The sequence below is a fragment of the Halolamina litorea genome (assembly GCF_026616205.1).
Lineage (GTDB): Archaea > Halobacteriota > Halobacteria > Halobacteriales > Haloferacaceae > Halolamina > Halolamina litorea.
This window is the reverse complement of record NZ_JANHGR010000002.1, coordinates 572,017-587,259: the sequence shown is the minus strand read 5'-3', so window position 1 is coordinate 587,259 and position 15,243 is coordinate 572,017. Positions and strand designations below refer to the sequence as shown.

Genomic DNA, 15,243 nt, shown 5'->3' with positions numbered 1-15,243 from the left:
TCCCGGAGCCGGCGTCACCAGACGAAGCGGAACAACACCGTGAACCCGACGTAAGCCCCGACCGTCGAAAGTACGGGTACCACGTTCTGCATCAGGAGCACCCGCGCGGTCGTCGACGGGTCGAACAGGTCCGCGGCCGGCGGGATGTCCGCAGGGTCCTCCTCGCCGATCTCTGGCACCGGTTCACCCTCCTCGTCGGCGGCCAACGCGCCGACCGAGACTGCCGGTTCCGCCTCGCCGCGGACGCCGGCCGAGACCGTCACCGTGCGGGTCGCCCGTCCCCAGCCGAGACCGATGATCGAGGTGGTGGCGATGATGACGAACGAGGCCGGGATACCGATGGCCGAGAGCCCGATCACGATGGTCGAGGAGACGACCGCGACGACGATGGCGGCGGTGAGGGGCAGGTCGGTGATGTCGTTGCCCAGCGTGTCGAGGGTACGGCGGGCGATGGTGAACGCGCCGACCGCGACGGCGCCACAGCCGAGCAGGATCATCGTGTCCACGTCGACGCCGGCGCCGACCAGCGGCGCGATGGCGTTGGCGACGTTCGACGTGCCCGAGGAGAACGCCATCAGGCAACCGATGGCGACGACGACGGCGCTGCCGGCCATCTCCCGGCGTGTCGTGTTCGGGCCGGCGGCCGGTCGGGGGAGCGTCCCGGAGCGGTCGAGGACGAACAGCGGCCCGTCGGTGCTGTCGATCGCCACCCACCGATCGATCCGCGGGTAGAAGTACCGACCGATGGTCCCAGAGAGCCAGAAGCCGACGACGGGGGCGACGATCCACCAGAGCGCGATTTCACCCATGACGGTCCAGTCGAGTTCGCCGGCCGCGACACCCAGCCCCGCGATCGACCCGACCGCAGTCATCGACGTGGAGGCGGGGACGCCGACGTAGTTGCCCACGAACAGCGCGCCACCGACGAAAAAGAGCACGACGATGCTCGTCTCGACGGTGAACACGCCGGGGTCGGCCAGTAGCTCCCCGCCGAGTTTGTCGACGACGCGCCTGCCGAGCGTCCACGCGCCGACCGCGAAACAGACCGCCATCAGCGCCGCGGCGCCGGCTTTCGAGATCGCGTCGGCGCCGACCGCCGGGCCGAACGCCGGCCCCGTCGTCGACCCACCGATGTTGAAGCCGACGAAGAGGGCCACCGCGATCCCGACGAGCAGGAGCGCCTCGACCATGCGGGGAGGTCGGACGGCCAGTTCTTAAGTTATTTGACGGTTTCGGCCGAACCCGGCCGGCGCCACCGGGAGAGGTGGGTATACCTGTGTGGAACCACGTTCTCCCGTATGGACGAATCTCGACAGCGGGAGGTGGGTCGATGAACCCGTCGCGCGTGGACTTCGTGACCGACCTCGCCTACGGCGTCACCATCTTCATCGCGATCGTGTTGATGCTCGAAGTGGGGACGCTGGTGGGCGTCGCCTTCGGCCTCGGGGTGTTGCTCTCCTACGTCATCCACATCGCGTGGAAGATGGCGCGGTTCGACCCCGACTGGATGACCCAGGAGGTCGCCCAACAAGTCGAGGAGACCGTCAGCGAGGAGGTCACCGAGAAAGTCTCCGACACGGTGAGCGAGGAAGTCACCGAAAAGGTCTCCGACACCGTCAGCCAGGAGGTCGAACAGACCGTCAGCAAGGAGGTCGATCAGGTGACCGAAGCCGTCAGCGAGGAGGTCACCGAGGAGGTCTCCGAGAAGGTCACCGAGGAGGTCTCCGAGAAGGTCGAGGAGACAGTCAGCAAGGAGGTCGAACAGACCGTCAGCGAGGAGGTCGAACAGACGGTGAGCAAGGAAGTCGAGGAGACAGTCAGCAAGGAGGTCGACGAGGTCGCCGACAAGGTCTCCGACACCGTCAGCGAGGAGGTCAGCGAGACGGTGAGCGAGGAAGTGACCGAGGAGGTCTCCGAGAAGGTCACCGAGGAAGTCTCGGAGAAAGTCTCGGAGGAGGTCTCCGAGAAGGTCTCCGAGGAGGTGTCCGAAAAGGTCGAACAGACCGTCGAAGAGACCGTCAAGAAGACCGAGGCAGAGGAGAAAGCCGCGGACGAAGCGGACCGCGACGACGAGGAAGACGCCGAGGACGACGAGTCGTAACTCGGCAGAAGCTACTTGCTTCCGGTGGGCCTCCTAGGGGGCATGAACGCCGTAACGGTCGGCGTGGTCCTCGTCGAAGCGGCCCTGCTCGCACTCCTCTACGTCGGCTACCGCCGGGAGAACACCCCAGCAGTGGCCAACACGGCCGGCGCCGCCGTGCTCACGCTCGTGCCGCCGGCCGTCGCCGGCGTCGTCGGCGCCGAGGGTGACGGGTTCCTCGTCGCCACGTTCTGGGTCGCCGTCGCCGGCTTCCTCCACAGTCTCGGGATGCTCGGGCGCTACGAGTCGGTGTGGTGGTGGGACCACCTCACCCACACGCTCTCGGCCGCGCTCCTCGCGGCGCTGCTGTACGCGAGCCTGCTCGTCGTCGCCCCGGGCGTCGCCGTCGTCGGAACGGTCGTGGTAACGCTGACGCTGGGCGTCGTCTGGGAGATCGGGGAGTTGCTCGCTCGGGAAGTCGCCAGTCGCTACGACATCGAACCGGTGCTCGTCCACTACGGGCGCCGCGACACCGCCCTCGACCTGGTGTTCGACGCCGTCGGCACCGTGCTCGTCGTCGCACTCGACCTGCGACTGTTCGTCCCGATCGTGGAAGCGATCGTTCGGTCGACGGGCACCCTCTAACGCCTGAAACCGCCGAAACCCGCAAGTAGCGTCGATATCTCTTACGTCGATCGTCGAACTCGGCGGACGAAGAAGACCGGTTATCAGTGCGGAGCACGAGCGTGGGGCCAAGAGCAATGTCCGGCAAGTACGACCTCGTCATCGTCGGCGGCGGCATCAGCGGCGCGTCGCTGCTTTACACGACCGCGAAGTTCACCGACATCGACTCGATCGCCCTGATCGAGAAGGAGCCCGAGATCGGCGCGATCAACTCCCACCACACGAACAACTCCCAGACGCTGCACTTCGGCGACATCGAGACCAACTACACGCTCGAGAAAGCCGAGTCCGTCAAGGAGGGCGCCGAACTGCTCGCGGGCTACCTCGAGAACCACGACCCGGACCGCGAGATGCACGCAAAGCGCAGCAAGATGGTCCTCGGCGTCGGCGACGAGGAGGTCAGGAAGCTCGAACGCCGCTACGAGGAGAACGGGTTCGGCGACCTGTTCCCCAAACTGCGCCCCATCGAGCGCGAGGAGATCGGCGAACTCGAACCCAAGGTCGTCGAGGGTCGTGACCCCGAGACGGACCTGCTCGCGCTCCAGACCCCCGACGGCTACGTCGTCGACTACGGCGAGGTCGCCAAGTCGTTCGTCGAGGCCGCGAAGGACGAGGACGGCGTCGACGTACACACGGGGACGAAAGTCAGCGACATCACGCCGACGCTCGACGGCCACACCATCGCCACCGACGCGGGCCGCTTCGAGGCGCCCGCGACCGTCGTCGCCGCCGGCTCTCACAGCCTCCAGATCGCCAAGGAACTGGGCTACGGCGAGAACAAGGCGCTGCTGCCGGTCGCGGGGAGCTTCTTCCTCGCGGACGACCTGCTGAACGGGAAGGTGTACACCCTCCAGATGAAGAAGCTCCCCTTCGCCGCGATCCACGGCGACGCCGACGTCCACGACGCCAGCGTCACTCGCTTCGGCCCGACGGCGAAGCTCGTGCCCGCACTCGAACGCGGCCGCCTCTCCACCGTCGGCGACTTCTTCGACGTGTTCGGGCTGAACGTCGCCTCCTTCGCGAGCTACGCCAACATCCTCGCCGACCGGATCCTCCTGCCGTACGTGCTGCGGAACCTCGTCTACGACGTGCCCGAGGTCGGTCCCCGGAAGTTCCTCCCGCAGGTCCAGAAGGTCGTCCCGAGCGTCGGCCTCGACGACATCGAGCGTGCGAAGGGCTACGGCGGCGTCCGCCCGCAGATCGTCGACACGGAGGCCAAATCGCTGGACATGGGCGAGGCGAAGATCGTCGGCGACGACGTGATCTTCAACATCACGCCCTCGCCGGGCGCCTCGACCTGCCTGAAAAACGCGATGCGGGACGCCCACACGGTCGTCGACTTCCTCGAGGACGCCGAGTTCGACGAGGACGCGTTCCGCGAGGACACGATCGGGGAGTTCCCCCGCGCCGAGTAGTCAGGCGCTCGCTTCCTCGGTCGGCGTCACGTCGTAGCGACTCAGGAACCGCTGGACCGACTCGTCGGTCCCCACCAGCGTCAGTTCGTCGTCCGCCGAGAGCTCCCGGCCAGGGTCGACGACGGTCGTCCGCCCCGCGGCGTCCTTGACGGCGATGACGCGACAGCCGGTCGCCGCGATGTCGGTCTCGGCGATGGTCGCGCCCGCAAAGGGCGCCGCTGGCACGCGGATCAGCCGGCCCTGCCCGCCGGGGTCGAGGATCTCCTCCTCGCGCAGTTCTTTGGCGATCATCCGGGCGCTCACCCGCGGCACCGAGAGCACGTAGTCGGCACCGGCACTCAGGGCCTTCCGGGTCGCGTCGGTGTCGGTCACCCGGACGAGCACCTCGAGGTCGGGGTTCATCTCCTGGGCGAGCACCGCCGCGAGCAGCGACTTCGAGTCGTCGGGAAGCCCGATCACGATGGCGTCGGCGCTGTCGGTCCCGGCCGCCGTGAGGCCCTCGCGCGTGCTCGCGTCGGCGACCACGTCGACGCCCTCGGCGTCGGCCACGTCCACCGTGACCGTCTCGATCCCCGCCGCTTCGATCGTCTCGCGGGCGGCCCGCCCGACCTCGCCGAGGCCGGCGATCACGATGCGGTCGTGTCGGCGGACCGCCCGGGGGGGACGGGAGAACGCCGCCAGGGACTCGATGCTCTCGGTGGTCCCCGACACCAGCAGGACGGTGTTGTCACGGATCTCCGCGTCGGGGTCCGGCGGCAGTTGGAGTTCGCCGTCGATCCACGCGCCGATGACGTTGACGCCGGTGCGTTCGCCGAGCCCCGACTCCCGGATCGGGCGGCCGACCAGCGCGCTGCCGTGGGGGACGGGCACCTCCGCGACCTCGATGTCGCCCCCGAGGTCGACGGTGTCCCGGATCTCTGCGGTGAAGGAGTCGACGGCCTTCGCGGCCAGCCGCTGGCCGAGCACGGCGTGGGGCGAGAGGACCGTGTCGGCGCCGACAGAGCCCAGCACCTCGGACATGTCGCCCTCGTCGGTCAGCGCGATCACCTCGATCTCCTCGTCGATGGAGCGCACCGTGAGGATCGTGTTGACGGTGGCGTCGCCGGCGTCGGTGATCACCGCCCGCGCGGCGCCGATGCTCGCACGTTCGAACGCCTCGGCGTCCTGCGGGGAGCCGTGGATCGCCGCGTAGCCGTCGTCGGCGAGCGCCCTGGCGTTCTCCTCGTCCGAGGAGATCAGCACGTAGTCCACGTCCAGTTCGCGGAGTTCGTCGAGCAGCACCGCCGAGTCACGGCTGTACTCACAGATGATGACGTGGTCGCGCTTGGGCGAAAGCCGGCTGTCGAGGTCGACCTCCGCCTCGTTGAACAGGGGGATCACCACCAGCCGGAGGGTGAAGAAGCCGACAGCGATGCCGGTCAGTTGGATGAACACCATGAAGAGGTTCATCAGTGGGTGGGACCACGGCGAGTCGGCGCCGTAGCCCGTCGTCGTCATCGTCTCGACGACCGTCTGGAACGCGTTGAAGAAGGTGTAGTCCGTGGTCGCCCCCTCGAGCGTCCGCATCCCGTAGAAGTAGACGGTCGCGTAGAGCAGGACGACCGCCACCAGCCCGACGGCGTAGTAGACGATATAGCGGTTCCGTCGCGAGAGGTCGTCGAGTGAGTCGGGGAGCGAGACCATCGGCTCGGTTGAACTGTCCGCCGGGCGAGCAAAAGCGTTTCTCGGCTCAGGCCTCCGGCTCGGCCCACTCGAACTCGCTCCGCCCGGCGCCGACGTCGAGTGCGCGGATCAGCCACGGCGGCGAGACCGCCTGCAACAACAGCCCCGCGAGCGCGACCGTGTCGGGCGCTGTACGTGTTTTCGGCAGCGATGGGCCGTCGAGCCATCGAGAGGTGGGAGGTCAGAGCCGAACCTCGCGGCGTTTAACTCTCGCCGGCGACAACCCCGAACGATGGCAGACGACTACGGCGGCATCCTCGGTGCGTTCCCCTACGCGTTCCGGCGGAGCGACTCGCGGCTGTTCAGGTCGTACGTCCTCGTCGGCGGACTCGCGACGGTCCTGCTAGCGCTGGTCTGTGTCCTCGCGGTGGTCGTGGTGTTCGGTCAGACCGCCGGGGCCCGCGGCGGGAACTTCACGCTCTCGCGGTCGTTCATCGCGCTACTGGGGCTGCTGGCGGTCGTGCCGGTGGTCGCGCCGGTGCTGTTGGCCGCCCGGACCCGCCGCCGGGGGGTGGCCGAGGACGACCGCTTCGAGCCGCCGCGGGGGTACGAGCCGCTGCTCGCTGTCGGGGGGTACCTCTTCTTGCTCTCGCTCTACCTCGGGCTGGTGGCGTCGATGCCCGAGACGTTCACCCTCGACGGCGAGACGGTCACGCGGCCCGAAGCCTCGGGGCTGTTCGCGCCGGTCGTCGCCGCACTGTACGCCGTTCCGCCGACCGCGTCGCCGCTGATCCCGGCCGGGGCGGCGGCGCTGATCGTCGTGATCCACCGCTGGCTGCGCTGACGGCGGCGCTCGGCCGCGGGCGAAATCCGGAAAGGCCTCCGGCGCCCAGACCGGGTATGAGCGACACCATCGACGGCGCGAGCGAGGGCGTCTTCCTCGTCACCCACGCCGACGACGACAGCGCGGTGCTCCGGGACGTAGAGCGCGGACAGGTCCACACCCTCTCCTCGAACCCCGGGCTCTCCGTGGACGACGCCGTCGAGGGCGTCGTCGCGCCGGAGCCGCCGCTCGAAGTGACCGCGGAACTGGTCGAGGTCGAGGAGCGCCGCTCGCTCTCCATCCGGGCGAGCGAGGAGCCGCCGACGAAACAGGAGCGGGAGATCGCCGCCGACCAGCCGGTCGGCGAACTCACCCGAACCGAGCGCGCCGGCATCGGCGAACTCCACATCATCACCGTGCCCGAAGAACAGACCGAAGCGGCTGTCGAGGACGTGCTCGAGGACCGCGAGGCGACGCTGGGCCGGGCGGCCCGCCTCGGCGTGAACCGGGTCGAGATCCGGTCGGAGCCGGGCGTCGTCAGCGTTCGATACCTGCCCTAATCGTCGTCGCCGGGGTTGGCGAACTTCCCACCTTCGAACACCGCCGGGGGGTCGCGACCGGCGACCCCGTCGGTGACGCGCTCGGTCTCGTAGCGTTTGTTCGGCTGGCGCTCGGGGCCCCGTGCCCGGCTACGGACCGCCGAAGGGCGCTTGCCACCGGCACGCGTGGCGGCGGTCGCACCCATCGGCTTCGCCCCGTTGGCGCCGTTCGACGGCTTCGTCCCGCCGCCATCGCGGCGGTCTGACGCCCGACGGACGCCGGCACCGACCACCTCGGCGGTGTGTTGCTCCGGGGTGTCGTCGGTCGCTTCGTCCGCCGCCTCGCTGGCTTTCTCGGCCGCCTGACTCGCCGCCTCGCTGGCTTTCTCGGCGGTCTCGGTCGCCTTCTCGGCGGCCTGTGCGGCCGCTTCGGAGGCGCTGTGAGCCAGCCGCTCCCACCAGACGAAGATGATCAGCGAGGCGAAGAAGACGCCCACCCAGACGAATATCTCCCACCACGCCGTGTCGTGGAGTACGGCGTCGATGGTGACCGTGATGATCTGGGTGAACGCCCCGCCGACGAGGACGGAGCCGAGCATCCGGCGGCTGAACACCTCGTCCAGCCGCTTTCGGACCTCCGGACTGGTGTACCGCTTGACGAGGTTCCACAGCCACGTCCCCTTGACTCGGCTGTAGGCCGTCTCGGCGGCCGCACGCGACTGCTTCTCCGCGAAGTGGAACGCCTTCCGGGACTCGGTTACCGGGTCGAACTCGAAGCCGGATCCCGACTCACCGCTGCCGTCGGAGGGGTCCGGCGGGTCCGGGTCGTCGCTTCCGGCACTCGATCCGCTGGCCTCCTCGCCGTCGCCGGGGCTGTCGTCGCCGCCGGCGGCCTCGCCGTCGCCCCACCCGTCCTTGGCTGTCGGCTCGTTACTCACTGCCGCCTCGGCACCCGATTCGGGGCCAGTGGCTCCATCCGGCGGGGTGTCCTCCGGCACGGAGTCGAAGTCGAACTCCTCGTCGCGTTCACTACTCGCTCCCTTCCTCGCCGTGGCTCCTCGGCCGTCGTGGTTCTGTGACCGGCTAGGGGCGTTCCGGTCACCGGCCCCGTCAGGGGGGTCTGGTTGGTCGGGGGGGTCGTCGCCGGAGTCCGATAGCTGATCGAACTCGAACGTTCCGGCGTCGTCGCTCGATTCCCCCATCTACCTGAACGCACACAGTCGAAGTATGTAAAAATGGAACCAGCGTGCGGAACCGTTGCACGCAGCGGCCGGCGCCGTCAGCGTCGCAGCCCGGCAAGGTCACGGTCGCCCCGCCCGCATGACCACTGTCGAAGGCGTGGTCGAGGTGGCTACTCGTCCTCGAACTCCAACGCGACCGAGTTGATACAGAACCGCTTGCCAGTCGGCTCGGGGCCGTCGTCGAAGACGTGGCCGAGGTGGCTCTCACAGTTGGCACAGACAACCTCGATGCGCTTCATGCCGTGGCGGTTGTCCTCGCGGGTGGCGACGGCGTCGTTCTCGGCGGCGTAGAAGCTGGGCCAGCCACAGCCCGAGTCGTACTTCGTCTCGGACTCGAACAGCACCTCGCCACAGCCCTTACAGCGGTAGACGCCGTCGTCGTCGCGGTCGACGTGTTCGCCGCTGAAGCGGGCCTCGGTCCCGCGCTCGCGCATGACCTCGTACTCCTCGTCGGTGAGCTCTTCGCGCCACTCCGCGTCGGACTTCTCGGGCTTGGACTCGCTCATGGTCGTTGTTGGGGCTGCGGGGGGCTAACGCTTCCGCCGGTCGGCCACAGAACGCGAACGGTCGAGCGTTACCGACAGAGCGCGCGCACGTCGTGGAGGTCGTCGACGACGTGGGTCGGCTGGACGGACAGTTCGTGGTGTCGGCGGTGCGGTCGGCGGATGAACGCCGAGTCCACGCCGGCGTTGAACGCCGCGGTCACGTCGCTCTCCCGATCGCCGACGTAGAGGGCGTCGTCGGCGTCCAGGTCCGCGAGCGCCTGCTCGAGGAAGTGCGGGTCGGGCTTCTTGCGTTCGAGGTCGAGCATCGTCGGCTGGCGGCCGTAGGCCGTCTCGAACAGCCCCGAGACGCCGAAGTGATCGAGCAGGAAGTCGACCGTGGCCTGCTGGTTCGAACTCACCACACCCATCGGGAGGTCGAGGTCCGAAAGCGTCGAGACGTCCTCGAACAGCGGCTTCCCGCCGGCGCGGACGTGCTCGCGCTGGGCCTCGTGGGCGGTCCGGTCGCGGATCTCCCAGAACTCCTCGACGGAGAGGTCGTACAACTCACAGATCGTAGACAGCGATTCGGGGGTCACACCGACGACGATCTCCTCGACGTGTTCGGGGTCGGGATCCTCGATCCCGGCCTCCTCGAAGGCCTGCCAGCCCGCTTCGTGCAGCACGTCGTAGTCGGTGGTGTCCACCAGAACGCCGTCGTTGTCGAACACGACCGCGTCGTAGCTCATACGTATCCGACGTGAAACGGGGTGAAAAAGGTTGTGCGCCGGCTCAACGGCCGAATCGCGCGCCGTCTCCCCTACTCGTCGCCGAAGGACCACTCGACGACGAGTTCGGACTCCTCGGCCTCCTCGCGCTCGCCGGCGTCGTCGGTCGGCCCGTCGTCGGCACCCGTTTCACCCTCGGCAGCCGACTCGCGGGGGGACTCCGGGGCGCCGTCGTCGGTCGGCTCGTCGTCGCCACGCTCTGACTCCGCGGCCGGCTCACCGCCCCAGACGGGGTCGTCGCTGCCGACATCGCGGTCGGCGTCGTCGGCCGGTTGCTCGCTGGGTTCCGTCTCGTCCCCGTCCGGGTCCGAGTCGTTGTCGTTCCCGCTGGGGTCGTACCCATCAGGGTCCGAGTCGTTGTCGTTCCCGTTCTCGTCCCGCTCGTCGTCCTCCTCGTCCCATATCGGTGCGGCATTGGGGTCCGCCTCGCCGTCGTCGGCGAACGCGATACCCGCGGCGGGCTTCGTCTTCGCCGGGAGCGATCCGCCCATCTTCGAGCGCGGGAGAACGTGGGCCAGCGAGTCGTGCGGGACGAAGCCGATCCGCGCGCCGCTCTCGTCGAGCACGGCGACGCCGGCGCCGGTCTGGGAGGTGGAGGCGGCGCCGAACTCCGATCCGTCGGTCGTCACGACCGTCCGCGAGCGCTCCGTCACCGCGGCGTCGGCGCTCGGCGCGACGTAGGCGAGCGAGTCGTACGGGACGAACCCCTGCCGGCTCCCCCCTTCGTCGAGCACGGCGATGCCCGTCTCGGTCAACGAGATCCCCGCGGCGGCGAACGTCGTGCCGTCGGCCGTCAGCGCGATCATCGGATACGCCATTTTCGTCACAGTTCGCGAGCGAGAGCAATAAAGACCGGACGTGAAAACGGGAGAAGCGGCGGCTCAGTCCGACGTGACCGGCGGCGTGGGGCTCTCGGCCATCGCCAGCACGTCGTCGAAGAAGCCCAGCGAGTCGTGGGGCCCGGGGTTCGCCTCGGGGTGGTACTGGCGGGTGAGTACGTCGATGCCGACGCCCTCCAGCCCCTCGGCGGTGTCGTCGTTGACGTTGACCTGCGTGACCGAAAGCTCGCCGGGGTCGGCGACGCTGTAGCCGTGGTTCTGGGTAGTCATGATGACGCGGTCGGTCTCCAAGTCACGCACCGGCTGGTTCAGTCCGCGGTGGCCGAACTCCATCTTCTCGGTCTCGCCGCCCAGCGAGCGGGCGACGACCTGCTGTCCCAGACAGATGCCCGCGATGGGCACCTCGCCGGCGAAGTGGTCCACGACCGCACCCGCGGCGGTGAAGTTCGCCGGGTCGCCCGGGCCGTTCGAGATGAACACGACGTCGGGATCGGTGTCGGCCACCTCCGCCGGCGTGGCGTCGTAAGGCAGGCGGTGGACCTCGGCGCCACGCTCGACCAGCGCGTCGATTATCGACTTCTTGGCGCCGCAGTCGATCAGGGTGACGCGCGGGCCGGTCCCGTCGTAGACCTCGGGGCCGTCGACGCTGACCTGCGCGCCGATGTCGACGTGGTCGCTCATGCCGACACACTGCTCTAACTGTTCGCGGGCCTGCTCGGGCGTGGCGTCCGGACCGGCGGCGACGCCACAGCGCATCGCCCCCTGCTCACGGATCCCGGTGACGAGGTCCCGCGTGTCGACGCCGTCGACCGCCGGGATACCCTCGCTTTCGAGCCACTCCGCGACGTCCTCGGTGAACTCCCGGGCGACCGCCACGCGCGGTTGAACCGACTCGGACTCGAAGCGGTCGTCCCGCACGCCGTAGTTCCCGATCAGCGGGTAGGAGAAGGTCAGTACCTGCTCGGCGTAGGAGGGGTCGGTCAGACTCTCCTCGTACCCGGTGTAGGCGGTGGTGAACACCAGCTCGCCTCGGCCCGTGCCGGGGGCACGCGAACGTCCCTCCACGACACGACCGTCGGCCAGCGCGATGTACGCGCTCATTACGAGATACGAACTTTGCGAGCGTAATAACTGTGTCGTTCGAAGTGTTCTTACGAAATTCGTAACGAGTATGGCGACTCAGCGTCACGGGGCTGTATGGACGAACTGGATCGGGAGATCCTGAACATCCTCCGGCGGGACGCCCGGACGCCCTACACCGAGATCGCCGAGCAGGTCGGCACCAGCGAGGGGACGGTCCGCAACCGCGTCGAGGGGATGGTGGAAGACGGCGTCATCGAGCGGTTCACCGTCACCACCCGAACGGGGAACGTGAAGGCGATGATCGAGATATCGGTGGCGATGGACGTCAACACCGACGAGGTCGGCAGCCGACTGGCCGAGTGGGAGGAGGTCGACTTCGTCTGGCAGGTCTCCGGCGAGGACGACATCGTGCTCGTCGTCGACTGCGTCGACACCCGCGCGGTGAACGAACTGATCTCCCGCGCCCGCGAGCAGGCGGAGGTCGAGGAGAGCACCACGCGGCTCATTCTGGACGAACGGCTGGGCTCGTAGGGAAGAGTCCGTCGACCGCCCGTGATCGTGCCGCGGCGGGAGGCCTTTTGCCGTCGAGTCCCCGACCGTGGAGTGTAATGACCGACGCGATGTTCATCGTCAGCGAGGAAGGCTACTGGGCCGAGGAGTGTATCGAGCCGCTCACCACGCTCACCGAGGCGGGCGTCGACATCACGGTGGCGACGCCGACGGGGAGCCCGCCGGTCGTCGACGAGCGCTCGCTCGACCCCGAGGACATCGGCGAGGCGGAGGCCGAGCGCCTCCGCGAGATCCACGAGAGCGACGAGCGACTGAACGATCCGATCGCGCTGGGCGCCGCCGAGCCCGGGAGCTACGACGCCGTCGTCTTCCCCGGCGGCCACGGCGCCGAGTGGGACCTCACGCAGGACAGCCACGCCCGCGCCGCGCTCCGCACCGCCGTCGAGGGCGAGGACGGCACCGCGCTCGTCGTCTGTCACACCGTCGGCATCCTCGCGTTCACGCGCGACTCCGAGGGAGGGATGCTCGTCGACGGCCGGGACGTGACCGGCTTCCCGAACGCGTGGGAGGAAGGGATCGTCGACGAGAACGACATCCTGCCCGACGGCCGGAAGCTCCCCTACTGGGTCGAGGACGAGGTCGTCGCCGCCGGCGGGAACTGGGACGCAGAACTCGACGCCGAGACCTCCGTGACCGTCGACGGCGACCTCGTCACGGCGCGTGGCCCGGGTTCCTCGCACGCGGCGGCGACGACGCTGCTCGACGAACTGGCCGTCGACGCCTGATCGGCGCGCCAGCGGACTGACACGCTCGGCATCGAAGCGACCTTACCCCCGGTGGCCGATGGGTCCCGTATGAGCACCGAGAACGCCGACACGGGCGCCGGCGACGACGCCGAACCCCACCCCAACGCCGCACAGGACGTGGTCGCCGTCGACGGCGACGACGAGCCGACCGGACTCGCCAACCGCCTCGACGCCCACACGGGCGAGGGCCAGCGCCACCGGGCCTTCACCGCGCTCGTGTTCGACGAGGACGACCGCATTCTGCTCGCCCAGCGCGCCGCCAACAAGCGCCTCTGGGACACCTGCTGGGACGGCACCGTCGCCTCCCACCCCATCGAGGGCCAGAGTCAGGTCGACGCCACCGAGCAGCGACTGGAGGAGGAACTGGGCGTCACGCCCGACCAGTACGACGACCTCCGCGTCACCGACCGCTTCGAGTACAAGCAGCGCTACGAGCGCGAGGGCCTGGAGTGGGAGGTCTGTGCCGTCCTCAAGGTCACGCTGACCGACACCGACCTCGACCCCGACACCGAGGAGATCGAGGGGCTGCTCTGGGCGGACTACGACCTGCTCTACGAGAACCCCGAGTGGTACCGCCAGCTTCGACTCTGCCCGTGGTTCGAGATCGCGATGCGCCGCGATCAGGAGGGCAACACCGTCGCCGACGGCAGCGTCGGTTTCGAGCGGTAATCGGGGGCGAGACGGTTCTTTTCGCGGGATCGACGATAACGGGGAGCGACCACCGACAGCGTCTCGATCGTTGGCCGCTGGTGACCGCACCGATCCACCGCCACCGTGCAGTAGCGGTGGACGCCTCGCGGTCGTCGACTGTCGACGACCGCGGGGGGAGGAGTGGGGACTCGGTACTGTGCCGGACCCTGTGTCCGGCACACGGCGGTCCAGAGGCCATGCACCGAGACCTGTCGCCGTCGCTGATGCGGGCGCGGAAGGCACAAAACCGGGCGAGAAAGCCGTCTACTACTCCTTCATCGCCCAGACACCCATCCCGCCCAGCAACAGCGCCGGGATGAACGGCAGCGCCAGCATCGCCACGAGGAACGGCACGTGGTCGGCCAACAGCGTCGGGTAGAGGTAGATTACCCCCGGGATCACCAGCGTCGCCAGCGTGACGACGCCGACGAGGAGCGGCCCGCTCGGGCCGCCCGACTCCGTCTCGTCGGCGCTCGCGTCGTCCGCCGGGTCCTCGACGCTGTCGGGGGTGTGGACGTACGCGTCGTCCCCGCTGGCGTTCTCAGAGCTCACTATCCGGCTTAAGCACCACTTTCCCAAAGCCTTCCCGGTCCTCCAGCATGCGGTGGCCGCGTGCCGCCTCGGACATCGGGACGACCTCCCGGACCCGGGGCTCGAAGGTGCCGTCCCAGACCAGCGAGAGGGCGTCGTCGACCTCGCCGGGGGTGGCCATCGTCGACCCGAGGACGGAGAGTTGGTTCCAGAAGATCCGGTTCACGTCGGTGTGGGGCTGGCCGCCGGCCGTGGCGCCGCAGGTCACCAGTTTCCCACCCTTTGCCAGCGACCCCAGCGAGTCCGACCACGACTCGCCGGCGACGTGGTCGACCACCACGTCGACGCCGCGCTTGCCCGTCAGCGACCGGATCTCCTCGGCGTAGTTCTTCTCGGTGTAGTCGATGACGTGGTCGGCGCCGCAGTCGGCGGCGTAGCCGAGTTTCTCCTCGCTTGAGGCGGTGGCGTACACCTCCCCGCCGACGTGGTGGGCGATCTGGACCGCCGCGTGGCCGACGCCGCCGGAGGCGCCCAGCACGAGCACCGAGTCGGTCGGCGACAGGTCGGCGCGACTGACCAGCATCCGCCACGCGGTCTGGAAGACGAGCGAGGCAGAGCCGGCGACCTCCCAGTCGACGCCCTCGGGCACGGGCACGAGGTTGTCGGCGGGGACTGTCGCGTACTCGGCGTGGACGCCGGGGCGGTGCTCGCCGATGATCTGGTAGCGCACGCACATCGACTCCTCGCCGTCGCGGCAGAACTCACAGCGGCCGCAGGCGACGCCCGCCGAGACGGCGACGCGGTCGTTCTGTTCGAAGCGCTCGACGTTCTCGCCGACGTCGACGACGACGCCGGCGGCGTCGCTGCCGGGTGTGTGGGGCATCTCGAGGTCGATCCCGGGCATCCCCCGCCGGGTCCATACGTCGAGGTGGTTCAGCGCCGCGGCTTTCACGCGGAAGCGGACCTCGTCGGGACCCGGCGGCTGCTCGGGCACTTCGTCGTACTGGATCACGTCGTGGCCGCCGTGGCCGTGGAACTGGACAGCCTTCATGGCCCGCGGTTCACGCGGG

17 protein-coding genes are annotated in these 15,243 nt (G+C 68.9%); 8 read left to right on the top strand and 9 right to left on the bottom strand.

Annotated features, from left to right (window positions below):
* Window positions 1–14: 14 nt before the first annotated feature.
* Window positions 15–1,190 carry an inorganic phosphate transporter gene (locus NO998_RS14005; RefSeq protein WP_267647896.1) on the bottom strand — a complete coding sequence of 392 codons (1,176 nt, stop codon included), beginning with the start codon at window positions 1,188–1,190 and terminating at the stop codon, window positions 15–17.
* 140 nt (window positions 1,191–1,330) lie between these two features.
* On the opposite strand from NO998_RS14005, the gene NO998_RS14000 reads away from it, so the two are divergent.
* The 3 genes from NO998_RS14000 to NO998_RS13990 all read left to right on the top strand — a co-directional run bounded on the left by NO998_RS14000 (window position 1,331) and on the right by NO998_RS13990 (window position 4,179).
* Window positions 1,331–2,101 (top strand): hypothetical protein, encoded by a 771-nt coding sequence (locus NO998_RS14000; protein WP_267647895.1) that lies wholly within the window; start codon window positions 1,331–1,333, stop codon window positions 2,099–2,101.
* Window positions 2,102–2,143: 42 nt separating this feature from the next.
* The gene (locus tag NO998_RS13995; RefSeq protein WP_267647894.1) at window positions 2,144–2,725 is read left to right on the top strand and encodes a DUF2238 domain-containing protein; all 582 of its coding nucleotides are present in this window, start codon (window positions 2,144–2,146) and stop codon (window positions 2,723–2,725) included.
* Between the two features lie 116 nt (window positions 2,726–2,841).
* On the top strand, window positions 2,842–4,179 hold the full coding sequence (locus NO998_RS13990) for an FAD-dependent oxidoreductase (protein WP_267647893.1): 1,338 nt from the start codon (window positions 2,842–2,844) through the stop codon (window positions 4,177–4,179).
* Here NO998_RS13990 and NO998_RS13985 read toward each other — a convergent pair whose 3' ends face one another.
* On the bottom strand, window positions 4,180–5,862 hold the full coding sequence (locus tag NO998_RS13985) for a potassium channel family protein (protein WP_267647892.1): 1,683 nt from the start codon (window positions 5,860–5,862) through the stop codon (window positions 4,180–4,182).
* A 271-nt stretch (window positions 5,863–6,133) separates the two neighbouring features.
* Between NO998_RS13985 and NO998_RS13980 the strand changes: the two genes are divergently transcribed.
* The gene (locus tag NO998_RS13980) at window positions 6,134–6,685 is read left to right on the top strand and encodes a DUF8056 family protein (protein WP_267647891.1); all 552 of its coding nucleotides are present in this window, start codon (window positions 6,134–6,136) and stop codon (window positions 6,683–6,685) included.
* 56 nt (window positions 6,686–6,741) lie between these two features.
* Window positions 6,742–7,224 (top strand): DUF5812 family protein, encoded by a 483-nt coding sequence (locus NO998_RS13975; RefSeq protein WP_267647890.1) that lies wholly within the window; start codon window positions 6,742–6,744, stop codon window positions 7,222–7,224.
* Here the strand turns inward: NO998_RS13975 and NO998_RS13970 are convergent.
* The 5 genes from NO998_RS13970 to carA form a co-directional block, all read right to left on the bottom strand.
* Window positions 7,221–8,405 carry a hypothetical protein gene (locus NO998_RS13970; protein WP_267647889.1) on the bottom strand — a complete coding sequence of 395 codons (1,185 nt, stop codon included), beginning with the start codon at window positions 8,403–8,405 and terminating at the stop codon, window positions 7,221–7,223. The two genes, NO998_RS13975 and NO998_RS13970, sit on opposite strands and share 4 nt — an antisense overlap.
* A gap of 149 nt (window positions 8,406–8,554) precedes the next feature.
* Window positions 8,555–8,950: a peptide-methionine (R)-S-oxide reductase MsrB gene (msrB, locus tag NO998_RS13965; protein ID WP_267647888.1), complete on the bottom strand. Its 396-nt coding sequence runs from the start codon at window positions 8,948–8,950 to the stop codon at window positions 8,555–8,557.
* Window positions 8,951–9,018: 68 nt separating this feature from the next.
* A complete protein-coding gene (locus tag NO998_RS13960) occupies window positions 9,019–9,675 on the bottom strand; it encodes an HAD family hydrolase (protein WP_267647887.1) in 657 nt (218 codons plus the stop codon).
* A gap of 71 nt (window positions 9,676–9,746) precedes the next feature.
* Window positions 9,747–10,532, bottom strand: coding sequence for an ICP22 family protein (locus NO998_RS13955; RefSeq protein WP_267647886.1), 786 nt, complete (start codon window positions 10,530–10,532; stop codon window positions 9,747–9,749).
* A gap of 63 nt (window positions 10,533–10,595) precedes the next feature.
* The gene (gene carA, locus NO998_RS13950; RefSeq protein WP_267647885.1) at window positions 10,596–11,654 is read right to left on the bottom strand and encodes a glutamine-hydrolyzing carbamoyl-phosphate synthase small subunit; all 1,059 of its coding nucleotides are present in this window, start codon (window positions 11,652–11,654) and stop codon (window positions 10,596–10,598) included.
* Between the two features lie 96 nt (window positions 11,655–11,750).
* On the opposite strand from carA, the gene NO998_RS13945 reads away from it, so the two are divergent.
* The 3 genes from NO998_RS13945 (at window position 11,751) to NO998_RS13935 (ending at window position 13,621) form a co-directional block, all read left to right on the top strand.
* Window positions 11,751–12,167 carry an Lrp/AsnC family transcriptional regulator gene (locus NO998_RS13945; protein ID WP_267647884.1) on the top strand — a complete coding sequence of 139 codons (417 nt, stop codon included), beginning with the start codon at window positions 11,751–11,753 and terminating at the stop codon, window positions 12,165–12,167.
* A gap of 77 nt (window positions 12,168–12,244) precedes the next feature.
* On the top strand, window positions 12,245–12,931 hold the full coding sequence (locus NO998_RS13940; RefSeq protein ID WP_267647883.1) for a type 1 glutamine amidotransferase domain-containing protein: 687 nt from the start codon (window positions 12,245–12,247) through the stop codon (window positions 12,929–12,931).
* Window positions 12,932–13,000: 69 nt separating this feature from the next.
* Complete coding sequence (locus tag NO998_RS13935; protein ID WP_267647882.1) at window positions 13,001–13,621, top strand: NUDIX hydrolase; 621 nt, start codon at window positions 13,001–13,003, stop codon at window positions 13,619–13,621.
* A gap of 288 nt (window positions 13,622–13,909) precedes the next feature.
* Here the strand turns inward: NO998_RS13935 and NO998_RS13930 are convergent, their stop codons facing one another.
* Together NO998_RS13930 and NO998_RS13925 are read right to left on the bottom strand one after the other, a co-directional pair.
* Complete coding sequence (locus NO998_RS13930; protein WP_267647881.1) at window positions 13,910–14,194, bottom strand: DUF7977 family protein; 285 nt, start codon at window positions 14,192–14,194, stop codon at window positions 13,910–13,912.
* A complete protein-coding gene (locus NO998_RS13925; RefSeq protein WP_267647880.1) occupies window positions 14,184–15,224 on the bottom strand; it encodes a zinc-binding dehydrogenase in 1,041 nt (346 codons plus the stop codon). The genes NO998_RS13930 and NO998_RS13925 overlap by 11 nt, the downstream gene beginning before the upstream one ends.
* Window positions 15,225–15,243: the final 19 nt, after the last annotated feature.

Excerpts from the sequence above, each read along its gene's own strand:
- NO998_RS13940 (WP_267647883.1), top strand. The coding sequence starts at position 12,245 with ATGACCGACGCGATGTTCATCGTCAGCGAGGAAGGCTACTGGGCCGAG.
- NO998_RS13980 (WP_267647891.1), top strand. The coding sequence starts at position 6,134 with ATGGCAGACGACTACGGCGGCATCCTCGGTGCGTTCCCCTACGCGTTC.
- NO998_RS13995 (WP_267647894.1), top strand. The coding sequence starts at position 2,144 with ATGAACGCCGTAACGGTCGGCGTGGTCCTCGTCGAAGCGGCCCTGCTC.
- NO998_RS13945 (WP_267647884.1), top strand. The coding sequence starts at position 11,751 with ATGGACGAACTGGATCGGGAGATCCTGAACATCCTCCGGCGGGACGCC.
- NO998_RS13955 (WP_267647886.1), bottom strand. The coding sequence starts at position 10,532 with ATGGCGTATCCGATGATCGCGCTGACGGCCGACGGCACGACGTTCGCC.
- msrB (WP_267647888.1), bottom strand. The coding sequence starts at position 8,950 with ATGAGCGAGTCCAAGCCCGAGAAGTCCGACGCGGAGTGGCGCGAAGAG.
- NO998_RS13925 (WP_267647880.1), bottom strand. The coding sequence starts at position 15,224 with ATGAAGGCTGTCCAGTTCCACGGCCACGGCGGCCACGACGTGATCCAG.
- NO998_RS13990 (WP_267647893.1), top strand. The coding sequence starts at position 2,842 with ATGTCCGGCAAGTACGACCTCGTCATCGTCGGCGGCGGCATCAGCGGC.
- NO998_RS13935 (WP_267647882.1), top strand. The coding sequence starts at position 13,001 with ATGAGCACCGAGAACGCCGACACGGGCGCCGGCGACGACGCCGAACCC.
- NO998_RS13970 (WP_267647889.1), bottom strand. The coding sequence starts at position 8,405 with ATGGGGGAATCGAGCGACGACGCCGGAACGTTCGAGTTCGATCAGCTA.
- NO998_RS13985 (WP_267647892.1), bottom strand. The coding sequence starts at position 5,862 with ATGGTCTCGCTCCCCGACTCACTCGACGACCTCTCGCGACGGAACCGC.
- NO998_RS14000 (WP_267647895.1), top strand. The coding sequence starts at position 1,331 with ATGAACCCGTCGCGCGTGGACTTCGTGACCGACCTCGCCTACGGCGTC.
- NO998_RS13960 (WP_267647887.1), bottom strand. The coding sequence starts at position 9,675 with ATGAGCTACGACGCGGTCGTGTTCGACAACGACGGCGTTCTGGTGGAC.
- carA (WP_267647885.1), bottom strand. The coding sequence starts at position 11,654 with ATGAGCGCGTACATCGCGCTGGCCGACGGTCGTGTCGTGGAGGGACGT.
- NO998_RS13975 (WP_267647890.1), top strand. The coding sequence starts at position 6,742 with ATGAGCGACACCATCGACGGCGCGAGCGAGGGCGTCTTCCTCGTCACC.
- NO998_RS14005 (WP_267647896.1), bottom strand. The coding sequence starts at position 1,190 with ATGGTCGAGGCGCTCCTGCTCGTCGGGATCGCGGTGGCCCTCTTCGTC.